Here is a 17,067-nt window from a genome sequence, read left to right on the forward strand (position 1 = left end):
AGCTCCTCGTAGGCCGTCTCGACGTCGTCGACCTCCAGCGCGATCACCGCGACGCCGTCACCGTGCTTGCGGGTGAACTCGGCGGCCGGGTGGTCGGGGACCAGCGGCGAGGTGAGGACCATCCGGATGTCACCCTGGCCGAGCAGGATCGAGCGCTGGCCCTTGAGGCCCGTCTCCGGCCCGCCCTGCCCGTGGACCTGGAAACCGAACGCGGTGCAGTAGTAGAACGCGGCCTGCCGTGCGTCCCCGACGTACAACTCGATGTGGTCTATCCCTGAAAGTTTCATCAGTCCTAACCGTTCCGCTTCTTCTCTGTACTTGCGCCACTCAGCACCAGGCTCACGTTCTGGCCCCCGAAGCCGAAGGAGTTCGTCAGCGCGTGGTCGATCTCCTTCTCGAGGGGTGTGGCCCGGATGTGGGTGGCTGGACAGGCCGGGTCGACCTCGTCCAGGTTGTAGGTGGGCGGCAGCACGCCGCGCGCGACGGCCAGCGCGCTGGCCGCGGCCTCGACCACGCCGGACGTGCCGAGCATGTGCCCGGTCAGCGCCTTCGTGGAGCTCACCGGCGGGCCGTCGGGGCCGAACACCGCACCGAGTGCGGCGGTCTCGGCCACGTCACCGAGCTTCGTCGAGGTGCCGTGCGCGTTGACGTAGCCGACGTCCGACGCCTCGATGCCGGCACTGTCCAGCGCCCGGCGCATGCACTCCGCGGCACCCGAGCCGTCCGGCCGGGGGGTGGTGGGGTGGTGCGCGTCGGTGGTGGCGCCCCAACCGCGCACGTCGGCGTACCCCGCGGCACCCCGCCCGTCGGCGTGCCCGACCCGTTCGAGCACCACCATCGCGGCACCCTCGGCGAGCACGAAACCGTTGCGCCGCAGGTCGAACGGGCGGCTCGCGGCGGTCGGGTCCGACCAGCGCCTGGCGAGCGCCCGCGCGTTGCCGAAGGTGTCCGCGAAGGTCGGGAACAGCGGCGCCTCGCTCGCGCCGCAGACCACCACGTCGGCGTCGCCGGACCGGATGAGCCGCAGCCCGTCGGCGATCGCCTGGGCGCCGGACGCGCAGGCGGTGCCGATGCTCGAGCTGTAGCCCCGGATCCCGTGCGCGATGGCGATCCTGGCCGCCGGCATGTTCGGCAGGATCCCGGTGAGCAGGTACGGGCTGACCGCCGTCCGGCCGCGGTCGCCACGCGCCAGCACCTGCGCCTCCAGCGTGGCCATGCCGCCGACGCCACCGACGATCACGCCGATCCGCGCCGGGTCGACGTTCCGGCCGACCTCGATGCCGGCGTCGGCGAGTGCGTCCCGCGCGGTCAGCAGCGCCAGCACCACGGTCTTGTCGACGACACTCGCGGCCGGCCCGGCCACCACCGTGCGCGGGTCGACGTCCGGCACGAACCCGCCGACGTCCACCGAGTCGGCCGCGGGATGGCCGGCCGGTGGCGTGGACAGCCCGGACTTGCCGACGCACAGCGCGTGGAACACCTCCGCGACGCCCTGCCCGACCGGGGTGAGCAGGCCCATGCCGGTGATCGCGGCCGCCGCCCCGCCGGTCATGCCGACCCTCGGCTCAGGTGTTTCTGCCGCAGCAGGAACTTGCGCACCTTGCCGGTGACCGTCAGCGGGACGTCGTCCTGCCGGATGGCCACCACCCGGTTCAGCGTGCTGCCGACCGGCTCGCCGAGCGCGGCCCGGATCGTCTCGGTGCGGTCCACGTCCGGGTCCGCGTCCGGGACGAGCTCCAGCAGGACGTCGGTGACGATCCCGCCGTCCTCGGCCACGATCACCACGGTGCAGTCGAGCACCTCCGGGCAGGCCGCGAGGATCCGCTCCTCGGACAGAGCCGTGTAGTACCCGTCGCCGACGACGGCGTCCGGGTCGCGGTCGACGTGGTAGTAGTTGCCCTCCTCGTCGCGGTAGCCGAGGTCGCCGGTGAGGTACCAGCCGCCCAGCCGCGCCCGGTAGGTGGTGACCGAGTCGTTCCAGTAGCCGGGCGACATGGACGGCGACCTGAACCCGAGCCGGCCGATCGTTCCCGCGGGCAGCTCGGCACCGTCCGCGTCGAGCACCGCGGCCTCGGCGAACTTGTACACCCGGCCGATCCGGCGCCCGTAGTGGTCGCTGTCCGGGGTGTGCGTGACGTGGAAGCCGTTGTGCCCCATCTCCGAGGAGCCGAGACCGTCGACGAAGTGCGAACCCTTGGTCCGCGTGCGGCCCGCACGGGTGACCGTCTCGCGCGAGCCGACCGCCACGAGCCGGCGGATGTGCGTCTCGTGCGCGCAGTCGCCGGTGTTGAACCACATCCGCACGGAGTCGACGTCCCGTGTGGACAGGTCGAACCGGGCGAGGTCGGCCCAGGTGACCGCGAAGCCGTACACCGCCTCGGGGTGCCAGCGCTCGATGGCGGCGAGCACGGTCGGACCGTCCTGCTGGGACAGGCAGAGCATCGTGCCGCGGTTGCAGAGGATCTGGCAGACCATCAGCACCGTCGCGGTGTGCGGGATCGGCAGCGCGTTGAGGACCCGGTTGGTGCCCTGCGCCTGCGGCATCGACAGCAGGTGCCGCTGCGAGGCGAACAACGTGCGGTGGGTGTGCAGCACGGCCTTCGGTACCCCGGTCGTGCCCGACGTGTGGGTGATGACGATCGGGTCGTCCTGATGGTGGCGGTGTCGCTCCGGCGCGGCCGCCGGGTCACCGGTGCCCAGCTCCGCCGGCTGGCCGAGGAGCTCGGCGTTCAGGTCGTGGCCGGCGAGCAGCTCGGTGTGCGCGGCGTCGGCGAGCACACCCCTCGCGCGCAGCCTGCGGATGTACTCCGCGGCGATCTCCGGGGTCATCTTCCCGTTCATCAGCGCCGGGATCGCGCCGATCCGGGTCAGGGCAAGGAAGCTGAGCACGGTATCGGCCGCGGCGGTCGCCCAGACGGCGACCGGGTCGCGCCGGCGGATGCCCCGCGCGTGCAGCCAGGCCGCCCTGGCGTCGACCATCGTGTCCAGCTCGCCCAGGGTGAGCTCGTAGCCGGCGGGCCGGCCGTCGACCTCGGTGTCGAAGATCAGCCCGGGGCCGGCCGGGTCGGCACCATGGGCGAGCACAGTGCCCAGCACGTTGCCGGCGCCGATGTTCGGGTCGGCGGCCAAGGCGGCCCGCAGGCCCTTAGCGTTCATCGTGACTCTCCTTTGCTCACCAGCACGGCTTCCGCGGACTCCTCGCCCGTTCCGGCTCGTTCGACACCGGCTTGTTCGACACCGGCTTGTTCGACCAGGACCACCAGCACCTCGTCGGCGTCCCCGTCATCGATCAGCAGCTGTGCCTGCGCCAGCCCGTCGGCTCGCGGGTCGCCGGTGGGGCACAGGCAGACCACCGGTCCGCCGAGCCCCCACTCGGTGGCGATGTGTCCCGCGACGCTGTTCGGCACGGACTGGAAGAACTGCAGCGGCCCGATGCGAGCGCCGGTGTCCACCGCGCGCGCCACGTGCGCGGCGCTTTCCGCGTCACCGCTTCCGGTCACGAGGACCAGCGCGGTGCGCCGCCCTACTTCTTCGGCGGCGGGCGGGTTCCCGTGGCGGGCGGCCAGGCATCGGTTCGCGACCTCCGCGACCAACGGGCTGAACGAGGACACGACGAAACCGGGAAGCGGCGTCGGCGCCCTTCCCGTCGGCCAGGAGAACGTGGCTAACTCGGAAATGTCGGTCATGACGCCGCCTTCACGAGCAGCGCCGTGTTGGCGCCGCCGAACGCGGCGTTGAGGCTCAACGCGTAGGCGCTGCCCGCCGGGCGGGGCGCGTCCAGGATCACGTCGAGCTCGCAGGCCGGGTCGGCACCGAGGTAGCCGACGTTGACCGGGAGCTTGCCGGCCTGGGTGGCCAGCACCGTGACGATCAGCTCGAGCAGGCCGGAGCCCTCGAGTGCGTGCCCGTGCACGGACTTGGTGGAGCTGACCGGGACTCGCGCCGCGGCCGCGCCGAGCGCCCGGTGCAGGGCGGCCGCCTCGGCGGCGTCACCCTCCGCGCCGCTCGCGTTGGCGTTGACGTAGCCGATCTCGGCGGCGTCGACCCGGGCGCGGCGCAGTGCCGCGGTGATCGCGCGCGCCAGGCCGCCGCCGGTCGGGTCGGGCCGGACCGCGTGGTAGGCGTCGCCCGCGCGGCCCCAGCCGACGACCTCGGCGAGCACGTCGCGGGTCCCGACCGCCTCCAGGACGACCGCGGACACGGCGTCGCCGAGCAGCAGGCCGCCGCGGCCCGCGCTGAACGGGCGGGCGGCGCCGTCGGTGGCGAGCGCCCGGCCGGCGTCGAAGAGCGCGAACTGGTCCGGCTCGACGAGATATCCCGCGGCGACGACGATCCTGCTCGCCCGCCCCACGCCGATCGTCGCCGCGGCGTCGGCGACCGCGGTGCTCCCGGACACGCACGCGCAGGTGTACACCTTGGCCGCCCCGGCGAGTCCGCTGTCCCTTGCCAGCTCCTCGGCGAGCCCGGCCGCGGTCGGTTTGTCCGCCGTGAGCTCCACTGTGGACATACGAGCGGCGTGCGGATGGCCGTGTACGGCCAGTACCAACGGGGTCTCGGCGCGCTGTGCCGGGGTGAGCCCGGCGTCGGCGCACGCGTCGCGGATGATCTCGGCGAGCTCACCGGCCAGCGAGCCGGCGTCCGCCCGGGTCGCGGCATCCTTGACCCTGCGACGGTCCACATCGAACCTGCGCACCGGCCCGAACGCGGCGGCGCCGGCGAGAACGCCGGCCAGCTGGGCCTGCGCCCCCCTGCCGAGCGCGCTGACCGCGGCCAGGCCGACGATGCCGGTTCGTTGGGCGGGGTCAGGCATTCCGGACCGCCCGGATCGTCTCGCGCAGTACCTCGACGGCCCCGTCCACGGTGCTCATCCGGGCGAACTGGCCGTCGTCGAGCTCGACCTCCACGCCGTAGCGCTGTTCCACCTGGTGCACGAGCCACGCGAGCTGGATCGAGTCGATCCGCTCGCTCACCTCGTCCACCGGCCGGTCGCCGAGACTGGCGACCATCGCGACGACGTCCTTGCGTTCCACGGTTGGGTTCCCGGTCATCCCGCCTGGCCCGCGCTGGCCACGTTCGTGGCCCGCTCCGCCACCGTCGCGGTGAACTCGCCGACCGTCATCAACGCGAGCTCCTCGGACTCCTCGTCCGCGAACCGCACCCCGAACTTGTCCTCGACCCGCACCGCGAGCTCGGCCATCGCCAGCGACTCCAGGTCAACGCCGGCCGGCCCGAGGGTGCTGTCGTCCTCGACCCCCTCGGTGTCGTAGTTCATCTCCCGAAGGGTCTCGAACACGAACTCACGTACCTCAGCAGCCTTCATTGCCCACCTTCTCTGTCGTTGCGTTACGTACTCGTCCAGACGCCGCGCCACGTAACGGGTTCACGGAACCGCCGCACGCAGGACGGTGCGGTCCCGGACGAGCTTTCCCGTGGTGGTGCGCGGCATCCGCTCGACGACGTGGATGGCGCGTGGCCGCTTGTAGCCGGCGACCCGCTCGGCCAGCGCGGCTTCCACCTGTTGGCCGGTGGCCTCGCCCTCCAACTGGACGAACGCGGTGATCTCCTTGTCGTACAGGACGACCGCCGCGGCGACGCCGGACACCTCCGTCAGCGCGTACTCCACCTCGGTCAGGTCGACCTTCAGGCCGCCGACCGACACCTGCGAGTCGAGGCGGCCGAGCACGGTCACCAGGCCCGTGTCCTCGTCGACCCGGCCGGCATCCTTCGTGTGCAGCCAACCGCCGGCCCAACGGGTCGGGTCGGACAGGCCGACATACGGGGACTCGGGGCGGCTGACGAGAAGCTCGCCGTCCGCCACCCGGACCTCGAGGCCGGGCGCGGGCATCAGCGACGGCCGGTGCTCGCCGAACAGGTCGGTCGCGATGACGCCGACCTCGGTCATCCCCCACATGTTGCCGAGCGGGACCTTGTACGCGTCGGCGAACTTCGCTGCGACCGCGGCCGGGACGAGCTCGCCGCCGGTGGTCATCCGCTTGAGCGCGGGCAAGGCGGGCGGGTCGGTCACCGACGCCAGGAGTCCGATGTGGAACGGAACGCCCAGCACCGTGGCCGGCGTGGACCCGGCGGCGACGGCCTCGAGGATGCTGTCCCCGGTCAACCGCCGCGGCGGCACCAGCTCGATGCCCGCGTGCAGGCCGTACAGCAGTCCGCCGACCAACCCGAGCACGTGCACCATCGAGGGGAGCAGGATGATCCGCTCACCCGGGAGGGGAACCCCGTCGATCCTGGTGTACCGCACGATCTCGGCCACGAGGTCGGCCGCGGTCCGGCCGATGACCTTCGACGGCCCGGTGGACCCGGAGCTGAGCTGCAGCACGGCGTGCGGCGTCGGCGCGGGACGACCGTCTCGTGTGGTGATCTCCTCGGTCACGTCGAGGAAGATGCCGAGCGGGCTGCCCTTCGTCTGCTTCGCGCCGACCACGACCTGGGCGCCGAGGCGCTCCACCGCCTGGTCGACCTCGTATCTCGTGAGCCGGTGGTCCAGCAGTACGGCCTGCGCCCCGATGCGCCAGACGGCGAGCAGGTTGGCGACGTACGCGACGGACGGCGGCAGGTTCAGCGCGGCGCATCCGCCCCGCCGAAGCCCCGCCGCGAGTAGCCCCTCCTGCCGACTCGCCACCAGTTGGCGTAGCGCCGACCGCGCAACCGGTCCAGTCGACAACTGTAAACAGACGTCATTGTCCGCATCCGCCAGCAATACCTCGTCGACCCATTCCGGTCCGAGCCCCGGAGGTGACTCGGCACGCATTGTCGCGGCCGCGTCAGGCCCCACAAAAGCGCAGCACAAAACAGCCCCCAACGGGTTAGTAACGGCTTGCTGTCGTGCCACCCAACTGACAGCGGTCTGGAGCGTACGTCAATTGTGGCGTCCTGAGAAGGATACGAATGAATACCGCACAACGTAATGGACCGATTACCCTGCGTTTAGATCTTGTTTGCCGACGCCGCGCTGTCTACTGTTGCGACCTTTGCCCTGACCAGGCCCTCTGTCGGACGTCCCGGACGACGCGCCTGACCTGGACGTACCCGGACCCGCTGGCCAGCGCGCGTGGCGCCGCTCGCGCGCACCGATAAGGGGACATCCGCACGCGTCACCTTTGCAATTGATCGACTCGAACTGGACATCTTGGACACGACCGCCGGACGCCCTCGGCCGAACATCATGGGCAGAATGGAGTATTCGGCTCTCGTCGCACCGTACGAATATCAGTTCCACTGCCGAGAAATACGGTAACTGTTGGTCGGCAAACCTACCAAAATCGCTCACCGCCAGTAGCCGGCACTTGCGCGAGCAAATCCCGACAGGAATGCCACACGACGAAATCACTCCGGTGTCGATCCGATCTCCTGGTCCCGGCACACCCCGCCGGTGTGGTATTCGCCGCGGACGTGCACCGGTTCCAGGGAGACCATGCCGGTGCTCGTGCGGCTCGTGCGACGCTCGTCGTGGGCGACGCCCGTCGACGCCCGTCGACGCCCGTCGAGGCAGGGAGACACGGATGCGCGTCGGTCGGATCGTGATCGTCGGCGGTGGGCTGGCCGGGGTGCGTACCGCCGAGCGGCTGCGCAGGGCGGGGCACGACGGTCCCGTCACGCTGGTCGGCGCCGAGCCGCACGCGCCGTACGACCGGCCGCCGTTGTCGAAGAAGCTGCTCACCCAGGACGACGAGCCGGCCGAGCCGCCGTTCCTGCGCGGGGTGGACGGCGTCGAGTCGCTGGCCGGGGTGCGCGCGACCGCGCTGCACACCGCCGGGCGCTCGCTCACCCTCGACAACGGGTGCTCGCTCGACTTCGGCCGGCTGGTGATCGCGACCGGCGTGCGGCCCAGAACGCTTCCCGCCTTCGACGGCTGGTCCGGCGTGCACATGCTGCGCACCTGGGCGGACTGCCTGGCGTTGCGCGCCGCGCTGCGGGCGGCCGAACGGGTGACGGTCGTCGGCGGCGGGGTGCTGGGCTGCGAGATCGCGGCGAGCGCCCGGACACTGGGGCTGGAGGTGGCGCTGGTGGAGATGCTGGCCCAGCCCCTGGCGGCGGTGCTCGGTTCCGAGGTCGGGTCGGTGGTGGCGTCGCTGCACCGCGCGCATGGTGTCGACGTTCACTGCTCGACGAGGGTCGACCGGCTCGAGGGCCCGGGCGGCACCGTCGAGCGGGTGGTGCTCGCGGACGGTCGGGTGCTCGAAACCGACCTGGTGGTCGTGGCGGCCGGCGCGGTCCCGAACACGGAGTGGCTGGCCTCCTCGGGCCTGACCCTGGCCGACGGCGTCGTGTGCGACCGAACCGGCACCACGTCGGCGGAGGACGTGTTCGCGGTGGGCGACGTGGCGCGGCTGCCGCACCCGTGGGCCGACGGCACCGTCCGGTTGGAACACTGGACGAGCGCGGGTGACACCGCCGCGCTGGTGGCCCGCAACCTGCTCGCCGACCCGGCCGATCGCACCGGGCTAACCACGGTCCCGTACTTCTGGACCGACCAGTACCGCGCCAAGCTCCAGGTCGTCGGCCTCCCCGACCCGACCGACGAGCTGACCGTGGTCGAGGGCTCGCTGGTCGACGGCCCCTTCGTCGCCACCTGGACCCGCGCAGGCGTGCTCACCGGCGCGGTGACCGTCGGCATGCCCGCGGCGCTGGGCCGCTACCGCAAGCTGGTCGGGGCCCCCGCTACCGGGTAGCGGAGTTCAGCCGCTCCCGCTGCCACGGGATGTCCCCGGGTCTGACCGCGGCGTCGGCGTCCTCGGGCAGGTCCGCGCCCGCGAGCACCTCCCGCGCCGCCCGGAGCTGGGTGGCGAGCCCGCGGCGCAGCGCCACCAACCGCCCCACCTCCACCCGCGCGACCTCGACCCGCCGCGCCGACTCCTCGGTCGCCTCCCGCACCCGCCAGTCGGCCTCCGCGCCGGCGGCCCCGACGAGCCGCTCGGCCGTGGCGGTGGCGCCGCTGACCAGCCGCTCGACCTCCGCCGTCGCACCATCCACCAGCCGCGCCGACTCGACGGTCGCCGCCACCACCATGCGAGTGGACACGGTGGTCGCCTCATCGACACGGCGATCGGCCTCGTCGCCGGCCTCGCGAACCCGCCACGCCGCCTCCGCGGTCGCCGAACCCGCCAACCGATCAGCCTCCGCCGTCGCACCATCCACCATGCGAACCGACCTGTCCGTCGCCTCCCGCACCAACCGGGTCGACTCGGCGGTCGCCTCCACGACGCGGCGGGCGGACTCCTCCGTCGCCTCGCGCACCAGGCGGTCGGACTCCTCGGTCGCCCCGTACATCAGCTGGTCGGCGGTCTCGGTGGCCTCGTACACATGGTGGGTCGCCCAGTCCGTCGCCTTGCGTACGCGTTGTGCGGCGTCGTCGGTGGCCGCGCGGATCCGGCGGTCGGCCTCCTCGGCGGCCTCGCGGACTCGCCACTCCGCCTCCGCGCGGGCGCCGCCCACCAGCTGGTCGGCTTCCGCCGTCGCGGCGGTCACCAGGCGGTCGGCCTCGGCCCTGACGGCCAGGCGCACCTCGGCCACCTCGCGCATGGCATCCGTGCGGCGGGTCGCCATGGCCACGTCGAAGTCGGTCTCCACCCGGTCCCGGCGGCGGGCGACCTGGCCGTCCAGCTCCTGGCGGCGGCGGTCGGCCTCGGTGGTCATCGCCGCCGCCTCGGCGCGGGTCTGCCGCAGCAGGGTGCGGTGCTCGGTCTCCATCTCGCGGCGCCGGCCGTCCAGCTCCGTGATCGACTTCTCGTACCGGGCGCGCAACCGGCAGGCCGCATCCTCCGCCGTGGCCCAACAATGCTCGGCCGCCGCCTGGGCCCGCGCGGTGATCTCCGCGGCCTCCTCCTTGGCGAGCTCGAGCATCCGCCGCAGCCGGTCCCGCAACGCGTCCGGTTCGATCGGCGTGCGGCACACGTCGTCCAACCGCTGCAGTAACCGGGCGTTCTCGGCGCGGACCTGCTCGACCTCCGTGGTGAGTGCCTCGACGACACCCGCGTTCGCGTCCCGGTCGGCCGCGAGCGAGCGCAGCTCCTCCTCGACACTCCGCACGTACTGGCGGACCGGCCCGCGCCGGTAACCACGCAACACCACGTCGAACCCTGTGCGAAGCGGCACCAGTTCCCTGCCGTTGCTCACCCGGCATCACCCCTTCCCCGACAACGTCCATCCATTGTGGACGGTCAGGGCGAACGACCGTCCATCCCCACGTATACCGCAGTACCCGCACGGAGAGAAGGCCTCGAGGAGCTTGGGAAAGGAGCGTGATCAGAAACGGACGATCGTGCGCCCGCCCTGGCCGAAGTGCTCGAATGCCGCGTTGACGCCGGTCAGGTCGGTGGAGTCGGTCGCGAGCGCGGCAAGATCCACCCGGCCCGCGGCGACCTCGTCCAGCAGCCGGGGCACGTCGACGTCCGGGTCGGACGAGCCGTAGACGCAGCCGTGCAGCGTGCGGCCGAACCAGTACAGCTCCAGCGCGTTGAACTCGACCGGGCTGGTCCTGCTGCCGACGCCGATCACGGTGACCGTGCCGCCCCGGCGGCTGCTCCCCCACGACGCGCGGATGGTCGCCGGCAGGCCGACGCAGTCGAAGGCGTGGTCGGCGCCGCGGCCACCCGTGAGGCCGCGGATCGCCTTGCTCGTCTTGTCGTCGGCCACGATGAAGTCCGTCGCCCCGTGCACGGCCGCGAGCGAGGCCTTCGACCCGCTGACGTCCACGCCGATGATCGGCCCGGCGCCGGCCGCGCGGGCCGCCTGCAGCACCGAGAGCCCGATCCCGCCGAGACCGATGACCACCACCGACTGCCCGGCCCGCACGCGCGCGGTGTTGTGCACCGCGCCGTTGCCGGTGAGCACGGCGCAGCCGAGCACCGCGGCCTGCTCCAGCGGGAAGTCCGCCGGGATCGGCACGACGCCCTGCTGCGGCACGATCGTCTCCTCGGCGAACGCGCCGGTGCCGAGCCCCGGGTAGACCGGCGTGCCGTCGGTGAACCGCGCGTACGGGTGGGTCGCCCGCTCCTCGGCGTGCACGCACAGCCACGGCTCGCCCTGCTCGCAGAACCAGCACGCCCGGCACGCGGGCGCCCAGTTCAGCACCACCGGGTCGCCGACGGAGACCCGGTCGACGCCCTCGCCGACCGACACGACGGTGCCGGCACCCTCGTGGCCCAGCACCGCCGGCATGTCCAGGGCGAGCGTGCCGTTGGCGAGCGACAGGTCGGAGTGGCACACCCCGGCCGCCGCCACCCGGACGCGCACCTGCCCGGGCCCGGGGTCGCCGAGCTCGATGTCGCGCACCTCGAGCGGCTCACCCTGCCGCATCAGCACCGCTGCCCTGACCATGGTTCTCCTCTTCACCGGCGAAGCGGACGTCCCGACCTCGGGGGTGCGCACGGTTCGCAGGGTATTCCCCAGGGGTCGGCTGGTGGCCACGGTGGCGGCCAAAGTTCGTCCACCGTGTGCAGGTGGAAGAAGTTGCGCCACTCGCGTGGCCGCTCATCGAACCGGACCGAGACGACCGGAACCCAGTGGTTCAGCCGGTGACGCGCGTCCACTCGACTCCGCTGGGCCTCTGGCCGGTCAGGATGTACTCCTCGATCACCGCGAATACCCGGTCGAGCGGGAGCACCGACGCGGCCGGGAACTCGTGCGTCACGCCGAAGTCGAATGGGATCACGACCTCCGGCGCGATTGGGCGCGGGTTCAGGCTGACGCACTGCGCGCGGCCGTTGTGGAAGACCAATGCCCCGTACCCGTGGTCAACGGCCGCGGTGAGGTGCTCGCGCGGGAACTCGTCGTCATCGTCCTGCAGCCACATCCCGAACCCTGTGGCCTCGTCGCGCTCGAAGTGCGCGCCCGACCGACATGGCCGGTCCCACGAGTAGACCAGGGCGTGCGTGCGTCCGTCACCGGAGAGCCGCTGCCTGATCTCGGCCATGAGCGTGTGCCGCTCGTCGTCGGTGTGAGCGATGGACCAGTACTGGTCCATCGGCGTACCGACTGGCACGTCCTCGGTTGCGGGACCTTTCTTCTCAGGGAAGATCACCGTAGTGACGGTGCCCGTCGCCAACGTCATGCCTTCAGCCCCTTCCCTTGATCACGAGCACTTGCCGGGCGCTCTTCGTCCAGATCCACAGTGTGGCTCCTTCGGGGAGAAGGGCGCGAACGGCGTCGTTGCATCCGCCGCATACGAACGTATTGTTGATCACCAATACGCCAAACAGTGTACTGGCGTCATGCATCTTCGCGGCGATCTTGGCCTCGACGTGAGTGGCGGGGTTCGGGTCAGGGTTGTCGTACCCGATGTCCCGCAGAAGCGATGCGGCGCGCTCGGACAGGTCGTCGCTCCCGCTGCTGAGGGCGATGTAGTCGTCCGGGCTCAACTCGAAGAACAGGCCGGTGGTGGTCTTGCCGCGCACTAGCTCGGGCCGTTCCTGCTGTTGGGTCGCCCAGTTCGGGTCGAGCGCCGCCTGCTTCAAGTCCTCGCACTCGCTGGACTCGGCGTGCGCGACCGCATCGGACGCCGCGTCGCACCCGTCGTCGCTGAACGGGATGAGGTCGATCCCGCAGGACTTCGCGACAATGACCACCAGGACCACGACGACGGCCCAGCCGACCAGCTTCCTCATCCTCTTTGCCCGCCCCTTCTTCGGCACACACCGCTCACCAAACATTACCGATCGTGGCACGCTGGTAGGGCGGGATCCCGGACGGTGACGGTGGGTGTGTTAACGGAGGTTGGCCACGGTCGCGGTGGGCTCATCGAGCCATAGCTGGTGGTGGCCGGTGTCGGTGACGGTGAGTCCCCAGTGGGTGAGGTCGGGGCGGCTGGCGCGGTGCCAGGCGTGCAGGGCGGGTTGGAGTTCGTCCCACAGTCGCCGGCTGCCGGCCTGGCGCACGGTAGCGGTCAGCTGGCCGGGCTGTTGGTTCGTGGGGTTGGGGAGGTCGACGCGGGCCCAGCTACCGGTGGCGGGATGAAGCCACCGGTAGGAGTTCACCGGCCCTGTCGGGTCGGCTCCGGCATGGGTGTAGACGAGTTGGCTGCGGTCAGCGAGCAAACCGGTAAGGAACGCGGCCAGGGCGAATTCTCTGTCGAGCTGCGGATGGGTGATGACGGTGGTGGTCATGTCGGGGCCGGCCACCGTGGCGTCAGCTGCCGTATCGGTGGCGTTCGGGCCGGGGCCACCGGTGGCGTGCAGGACGTCGGTGACCGGGCTACGGGGGGTGTAGTGCTGGCTGTCGGAGCGCAGGGGCATGAACCCGGCGCCGCCGAGAAACCTCCCGGACACCGCCCGGGCACTGGTGGTATCGGTGTCGCGGAGCAGGACGATGCCTTTGGAGACATTGGCGAGGATCGCTCCGGCGGGGGCGAGCTGGGTGATCCAGTCGGTAGGGACCCGGTCGATGCCGCAGGTGGCGATGATCCGGTCGAACGGCGCGCGACCGGGTGCGCCGAGCGCGCCGTCGGAGCAGAGCACCACTGGGTGGTAGCCCGCGGTACAAGGGCTGACTCGGGTCTGTTGCTCAGCGTCGCTGGACACCGCTTACCGCACGTTCGGGGAGCTGGTCACCGTTCCGTAGGCGACGCAGCGCTGCCTCAGCCGCGCTCATGGCGTAGTTCAGCTTCTCCGTCGCATAGTCCACCTCGACCGTGGCGTTCCCGAAGGCTCGTACGGCCGCGTCGGCCGCCTCGGCCCTGCCGCTTGCCTCAGTCGCCGCCGCACGGAGAGACGTGGACACGTCATGGACTCCCACCTCTTCCACCGCTACCGCCAGGTCCAGCGCCCGAGCAACGGCCTGAACGGCCCGCCGCTCCGCAACCGCGGCCTTCGCGCACCCATCGTCCTCGACTGCCCACAGGTCCAGACCGGCCAGCACTTCCGGGAGTTGATCGCGCAGGGCCTCCACATGCACCCGGTCCATCGCGATCTCGCAGTACGTCCCGCTGGTTTCGATCACCAGACACGCCGACTCGTCACACCGCCTGGTCCACAGCCTGACCGAGCCGTTCCCATCCAGGCTGATGCTCACCGAATCCACACTCATCGTCTATTGCTCCTCTCGCCGTCTACCCAGAAGAACGACTGTATCGTAGACGACTGGCAATGCTCCAATCGGGCGACCCGCCCCTGTTCACGTCGAGCGACTAGGATGTGTCTCATGCCTGTAGCCACCGATGCCGTAACGCCCCGCGCACGGGCGCTGGCAGCTGCCATCCGCGAGATCCGGGAGCGTTCCGGCGTCAGCGGACGCAAGCTCAGCGCCCAACTCGGGCTGAGTCACGGCACGCTGTCGCACTGGGAGACCGGCCGGCGGATCCCCAGCGTCGAGGACGTCGCCGCGTTTCTCGCGGTGCTCGGGGTCGTGGGCGAGGAGAAGGAACACGTCCTCGACCTCGCCCGCCACGCGGCCGAGCCGAACTGGCTCACCGTGGGCATGCCCGGCATTCCCCAGCAGCTCGCGGGCGTGTGGGAATGCGAGCGCGCGGCGTCGGCGATCGCGGCATGGACGCCGATGATCATCCCCGGTCTGCTGCAGACCCCGGAGTACGCCCGCGCCACCGCTGTGGCGGGCGGCCTGCCCGAAGGCGAGGTCGAGTCGCGGGTGATGGTCCGCAACGGCAGGCGTGAGGTCATCACGCGCCGCAACGACCCGGTGATGTTCGAGGCGCTGATCTGCGAGGTCGCCCTGCGGGAGGTGATCGGCGGCACGGAGGTGCTGGCCGAGCAGCTCCGCTGGCTGGGCGACATGGCGAAGCGGAAGAACGTCACCGTGCGCGTGGTGCCGCTGGGTGTCGGCTGGCATCCCGGGTTCGCCGGGCCGTTCGTGCTGTACGACTTCCCGGACGCGCCGCCGGTCGTCCACTTCGAGCACTACAGCTCGGGCGCGTTCGTGCCGGACGCCGACGACGTGCAGGCATACCGAGGGGCCGTGGATCGGCTCCGCGAGATCGCGATGAGCCCGGCGGCCTCGACGAGGCACATCGCGGAGGTTGCCAAGGAAATGGAGCACACGACATGAACGTCACCCGCTGGCGCAAGAGCACCCGTTCCAACCCGAACGGGGACTGCGTTGAGCTGGCGCACACCTTTGACCGGGTTCGCGACAGCAAGAACCCGACGGGCCCGGTCCTGCGGGCAGACCTTCCCGCCCTCGTGGGCGCCGCCAAGGCCGGCCTGCTTGATCACTGACGACGACCGACAGGTGCGCCCGGCACGGCTCGTCGGGGGCCCACCAGCAAGCCGGCGCGCGGATGGTCGCGATCATCGCACCCCGAGGACTGGTCCGCCGGTCAGGCGACCGTGCGCGACCTCGCGACGGGCGATCAGCACAGCGTCCCGGTAGGCACGGTGGCGTCGGTGGTCGCCGAACGTCTTGCCCGCAGAGGGTAAGCACCACCCCACCAGTTCGGGCGCACTCGACACCGCCTGAGCCGACCGAGCAAACCGGTGGCCTAGTCGATGACCAGTCGAGCCCGGTCGATGGCGCGGTCGATGGCGAGCCTCATGCCGCCTCCAGGGTCAGCAGGGCCTGCTTGGCACCCGGGCCGCCCGCGTACCCACCGGACGAGCCGTCCGAGCGGACGACCCGGTGGCACGGCACCACGACCGGCACCGGGTTGGTCGCACACGCCGTCCCGACCGCGCGGACCGCACGCGGACTGCCCGCGGCCGCGGCGACCTGGGCGTAGCTCTCGGTCCGCCCGTAGCCGATGTCGGTCAGGTGGGCCAGCACCGTCCGGCGGAAACCCGACGCCAGGCGCAGGTCCAGTGGCACGTCGAACGAGCGCCGCCGGCCGGCGAAGTACTCGTCCAGCTGCCTCGCCACGGCGTCGAGCCGGGCCGGCGCGTGCAGGATTCGCGGACTCACCTTCTCGGCGAGCACCGAGAGCGCCGCGTCGTGGCCGGCCGTCGGGTACACGACCCGCAGCAGACCGGTGGGCGTCGCGGCCAGCAGCAGCGAGCCGACCGGCGTGTCGACCGTGCGGTAGGCGATGTCCAGGATGCCCTCCCGCTCGGCCGCGGCGGCGAGGCGCTCGTGCAGCCGCATCGGGACGTCCGCCGGCATGTCGGCAAAGAGCTCAGTCATGGTCCTCTCCCCTCGGATATGTCGTGCGCAGCCGCTTGATGCCGTCGGCCGCGGCGCGACGGGCGGCGTCGGTGCTGCCGCCGGTGATCGCCGCGACCTCCAGGTAGGGCAGGCCGGCTAGGTGGTGGTAGGCCACCGCCTCGCGCTGCTTGCGGGGCAGCGCGGCGAGCGCGTCCCACAGGTCGCCGTCCCAGTCCTGCGGCCGGCCCGTGCGGGTCGGCCGGTCCGGCACCTCGTCGACGGCGATCGGCCGGCGGGCGGTGGCCCGGTGCACGTCGACCGCCTTGCGGTGCGCGATGGTGACCAGCCAGGCCTCCACGTTGGCGTCGCCCGGCAGGTCCGGGTACGCGCGCAACGCGGACAGGAACGTCTCCGACCACGCGTCCTCGGCGTCCGCCTGCCCGAGCGCCGCCCGGCACACGCGCAGCACCATCGGCCCGTACTCGGCGACGATCTGCTCGAAAGGTCTCACACCACGTAGACGTCCCGCTGCCACGGAACGTGAGATTGCCCTATGCGGCCGGGCCGAGCCCGAGGCCTCCGGCGATGTCGAGCTCCTGGCCGGTGAACTCGCCGGTCAGCATGGGCATCGCCGCGCCGATGGCGGCCTTGGTCTCGGGCAGCTCGAGGGACGCCGCGTGGTGGGCCGCGCTCCGCCACACCTCGTACACCCAGATCATGTCCTCGTCGGGGTCCGAGGTGCCGACCACGTACAGGTCGCAGCCGGCCGCGCGCAGCCCGTCCTCCCCACCGAGGAGCAGCGCCACGACCTCGTCGCGCTTGTCGGGCTTCGTCCGCATGGTCGCCAGATATCCGTATCGCATCGGGCGATCATGCCAGCGCCGTAGCTGTTCAGCCTGAGTGACAGGTCGGCGGTGGTCGCCACCGGTGATCCACTACGGTTTTGATCATGGGGTCAGGCCGGGAAGCAGCACACGACGACGTCGTGTCGTTGTTGGCCGCCAAGGACGCCGAGATCGCGAC

20 protein-coding genes are annotated in these 17,067 nt (G+C 71.6%); 3 read left to right on the forward strand and 17 right to left on the reverse strand.

The window, feature by feature from the left end:
• From GEV28_RS35865 to GEV28_RS35900, 8 genes are all read right to left on the reverse strand, one after another.
• The coding region (locus tag GEV28_RS35865; protein ID WP_291417715.1) for a VOC family protein at window positions 1-287 on the reverse strand (287 nt) is incomplete at its 3' end.
• A gap of 5 nt (window positions 288-292) precedes the next feature.
• Window positions 293-1,552 (reverse strand): beta-ketoacyl synthase, encoded by a 1,260-nt coding sequence (locus tag GEV28_RS35870; RefSeq protein WP_291417716.1) that lies wholly within the window; start codon window positions 1,550-1,552, stop codon window positions 293-295.
• Window positions 1,549-3,156, reverse strand: a complete 1,608-nt coding sequence (locus GEV28_RS35875) for a class I adenylate-forming enzyme family protein (protein ID WP_291417717.1) — start codon at window positions 3,154-3,156, stop codon at window positions 1,549-1,551. The genes GEV28_RS35870 and GEV28_RS35875 overlap by 4 nt, the downstream gene beginning before the upstream one ends.
• Complete coding sequence (locus GEV28_RS35880) at window positions 3,153-3,686, reverse strand: beta-ketoacyl synthase chain length factor (RefSeq protein ID WP_291417718.1); 534 nt, start codon at window positions 3,684-3,686, stop codon at window positions 3,153-3,155. Before GEV28_RS35880 ends, GEV28_RS35875 begins: the two co-directional genes overlap by 4 nt.
• Window positions 3,683-4,810: a beta-ketoacyl synthase N-terminal-like domain-containing protein gene (locus tag GEV28_RS35885; protein ID WP_291417719.1), complete on the reverse strand. Its 1,128-nt coding sequence runs from the start codon at window positions 4,808-4,810 to the stop codon at window positions 3,683-3,685. The genes GEV28_RS35880 and GEV28_RS35885 overlap by 4 nt, the downstream gene beginning before the upstream one ends.
• On the reverse strand, window positions 4,803-5,048 hold the full coding sequence (locus tag GEV28_RS35890) for a hypothetical protein (protein WP_291417720.1): 246 nt from the start codon (window positions 5,046-5,048) through the stop codon (window positions 4,803-4,805). The genes GEV28_RS35885 and GEV28_RS35890 overlap by 8 nt, the downstream gene beginning before the upstream one ends.
• Window positions 5,045-5,320, reverse strand: coding sequence for an acyl carrier protein (locus GEV28_RS35895; protein ID WP_291417721.1), 276 nt, complete (start codon window positions 5,318-5,320; stop codon window positions 5,045-5,047). The genes GEV28_RS35890 and GEV28_RS35895 overlap by 4 nt, the downstream gene beginning before the upstream one ends.
• 60 nt (window positions 5,321-5,380) lie before the next feature.
• The gene (locus tag GEV28_RS35900) at window positions 5,381-6,640 is read right to left on the reverse strand and encodes a class I adenylate-forming enzyme family protein (RefSeq protein WP_291417722.1); all 1,260 of its coding nucleotides are present in this window, start codon (window positions 6,638-6,640) and stop codon (window positions 5,381-5,383) included.
• A gap of 880 nt (window positions 6,641-7,520) precedes the next feature.
• Here GEV28_RS35900 and GEV28_RS35905 point away from each other — a divergent pair.
• Window positions 7,521-8,690, forward strand: a complete 1,170-nt coding sequence (locus GEV28_RS35905) for an FAD/NAD(P)-binding oxidoreductase (protein ID WP_291417723.1) — start codon at window positions 7,521-7,523, stop codon at window positions 8,688-8,690.
• On the opposite strand, the gene GEV28_RS35910 is transcribed toward GEV28_RS35905, so the two are convergent.
• The 6 genes from GEV28_RS35910 to GEV28_RS35935 form a co-directional block, all read right to left on the reverse strand.
• On the reverse strand, window positions 8,680-10,134 hold the full coding sequence (locus GEV28_RS35910; protein ID WP_291417724.1) for a hypothetical protein: 1,455 nt from the start codon (window positions 10,132-10,134) through the stop codon (window positions 8,680-8,682). The genes GEV28_RS35905 and GEV28_RS35910 overlap by 11 nt on opposite strands.
• Window positions 10,135-10,263: 129 nt before the next feature.
• Window positions 10,264-11,337, reverse strand: a complete 1,074-nt coding sequence (locus tag GEV28_RS35915) for a Zn-dependent alcohol dehydrogenase (RefSeq protein WP_291417725.1) — start codon at window positions 11,335-11,337, stop codon at window positions 10,264-10,266.
• A 190-nt stretch (window positions 11,338-11,527) separates the two neighbouring features.
• Entirely contained in the window at window positions 11,528-12,001 is a 474-nt protein-coding gene (locus tag GEV28_RS35920) for an Imm1 family immunity protein (protein ID WP_291417726.1), read from the reverse strand.
• Between the two features lie 73 nt (window positions 12,002-12,074).
• Window positions 12,075-12,623, reverse strand: coding sequence for a DddA-like double-stranded DNA deaminase toxin (locus GEV28_RS35925; RefSeq protein ID WP_291417727.1), 549 nt, complete (start codon window positions 12,621-12,623; stop codon window positions 12,075-12,077).
• A 99-nt stretch (window positions 12,624-12,722) separates the two neighbouring features.
• Window positions 12,723-13,472: a hypothetical protein gene (locus GEV28_RS35930; RefSeq protein ID WP_291417729.1), complete on the reverse strand. Its 750-nt coding sequence runs from the start codon at window positions 13,470-13,472 to the stop codon at window positions 12,723-12,725.
• A gap of 46 nt (window positions 13,473-13,518) precedes the next feature.
• Window positions 13,519-14,025 carry a hypothetical protein gene (locus GEV28_RS35935; RefSeq protein ID WP_291417731.1) on the reverse strand — a complete coding sequence of 169 codons (507 nt, stop codon included), beginning with the start codon at window positions 14,023-14,025 and terminating at the stop codon, window positions 13,519-13,521.
• A 129-nt stretch (window positions 14,026-14,154) separates the two neighbouring features.
• Here GEV28_RS35935 and GEV28_RS35940 point away from each other — a divergent pair, with 129 nt between their 5' ends.
• Window positions 14,155-15,015 carry a helix-turn-helix transcriptional regulator gene (locus GEV28_RS35940; RefSeq protein ID WP_291417733.1) on the forward strand — a complete coding sequence of 287 codons (861 nt, stop codon included), beginning with the start codon at window positions 14,155-14,157 and terminating at the stop codon, window positions 15,013-15,015.
• The gene (locus GEV28_RS35945; protein WP_291417735.1) at window positions 15,012-15,185 is read left to right on the forward strand and encodes a DUF397 domain-containing protein; all 174 of its coding nucleotides are present in this window, start codon (window positions 15,012-15,014) and stop codon (window positions 15,183-15,185) included. Before GEV28_RS35940 ends, GEV28_RS35945 begins: the two co-directional genes overlap by 4 nt.
• 313 nt (window positions 15,186-15,498) lie before the next feature.
• On the opposite strand, the gene GEV28_RS35950 is transcribed toward GEV28_RS35945, so the two are convergent.
• Genes GEV28_RS35950 through GEV28_RS35960 form a run of 3 tightly spaced genes read right to left on the reverse strand, consistent with a single transcriptional unit; the run spans window position 15,499 to window position 16,907 of the window.
• Window positions 15,499-16,083: a methylated-DNA--[protein]-cysteine S-methyltransferase gene (locus tag GEV28_RS35950; protein WP_291417737.1), complete on the reverse strand. Its 585-nt coding sequence runs from the start codon at window positions 16,081-16,083 to the stop codon at window positions 15,499-15,501.
• A complete protein-coding gene (locus tag GEV28_RS35955; protein ID WP_291417740.1) occupies window positions 16,076-16,555 on the reverse strand; it encodes a sigma-70 family RNA polymerase sigma factor in 480 nt (159 codons plus the stop codon). Before GEV28_RS35955 ends, GEV28_RS35950 begins: the two co-directional genes overlap by 8 nt.
• Window positions 16,556-16,595: 40 nt before the next feature.
• Entirely contained in the window at window positions 16,596-16,907 is a 312-nt protein-coding gene (locus GEV28_RS35960; RefSeq protein ID WP_291417742.1) for a putative quinol monooxygenase, read from the reverse strand.
• Window positions 16,908-17,067: the final 160 nt, after the last annotated feature.

It is taken from the genome of Actinophytocola sp., from assembly GCF_009379765.1.
In the GTDB taxonomy this organism is placed as follows: domain Bacteria; phylum Actinomycetota; class Actinomycetes; order Mycobacteriales; family Pseudonocardiaceae; genus Actinophytocola.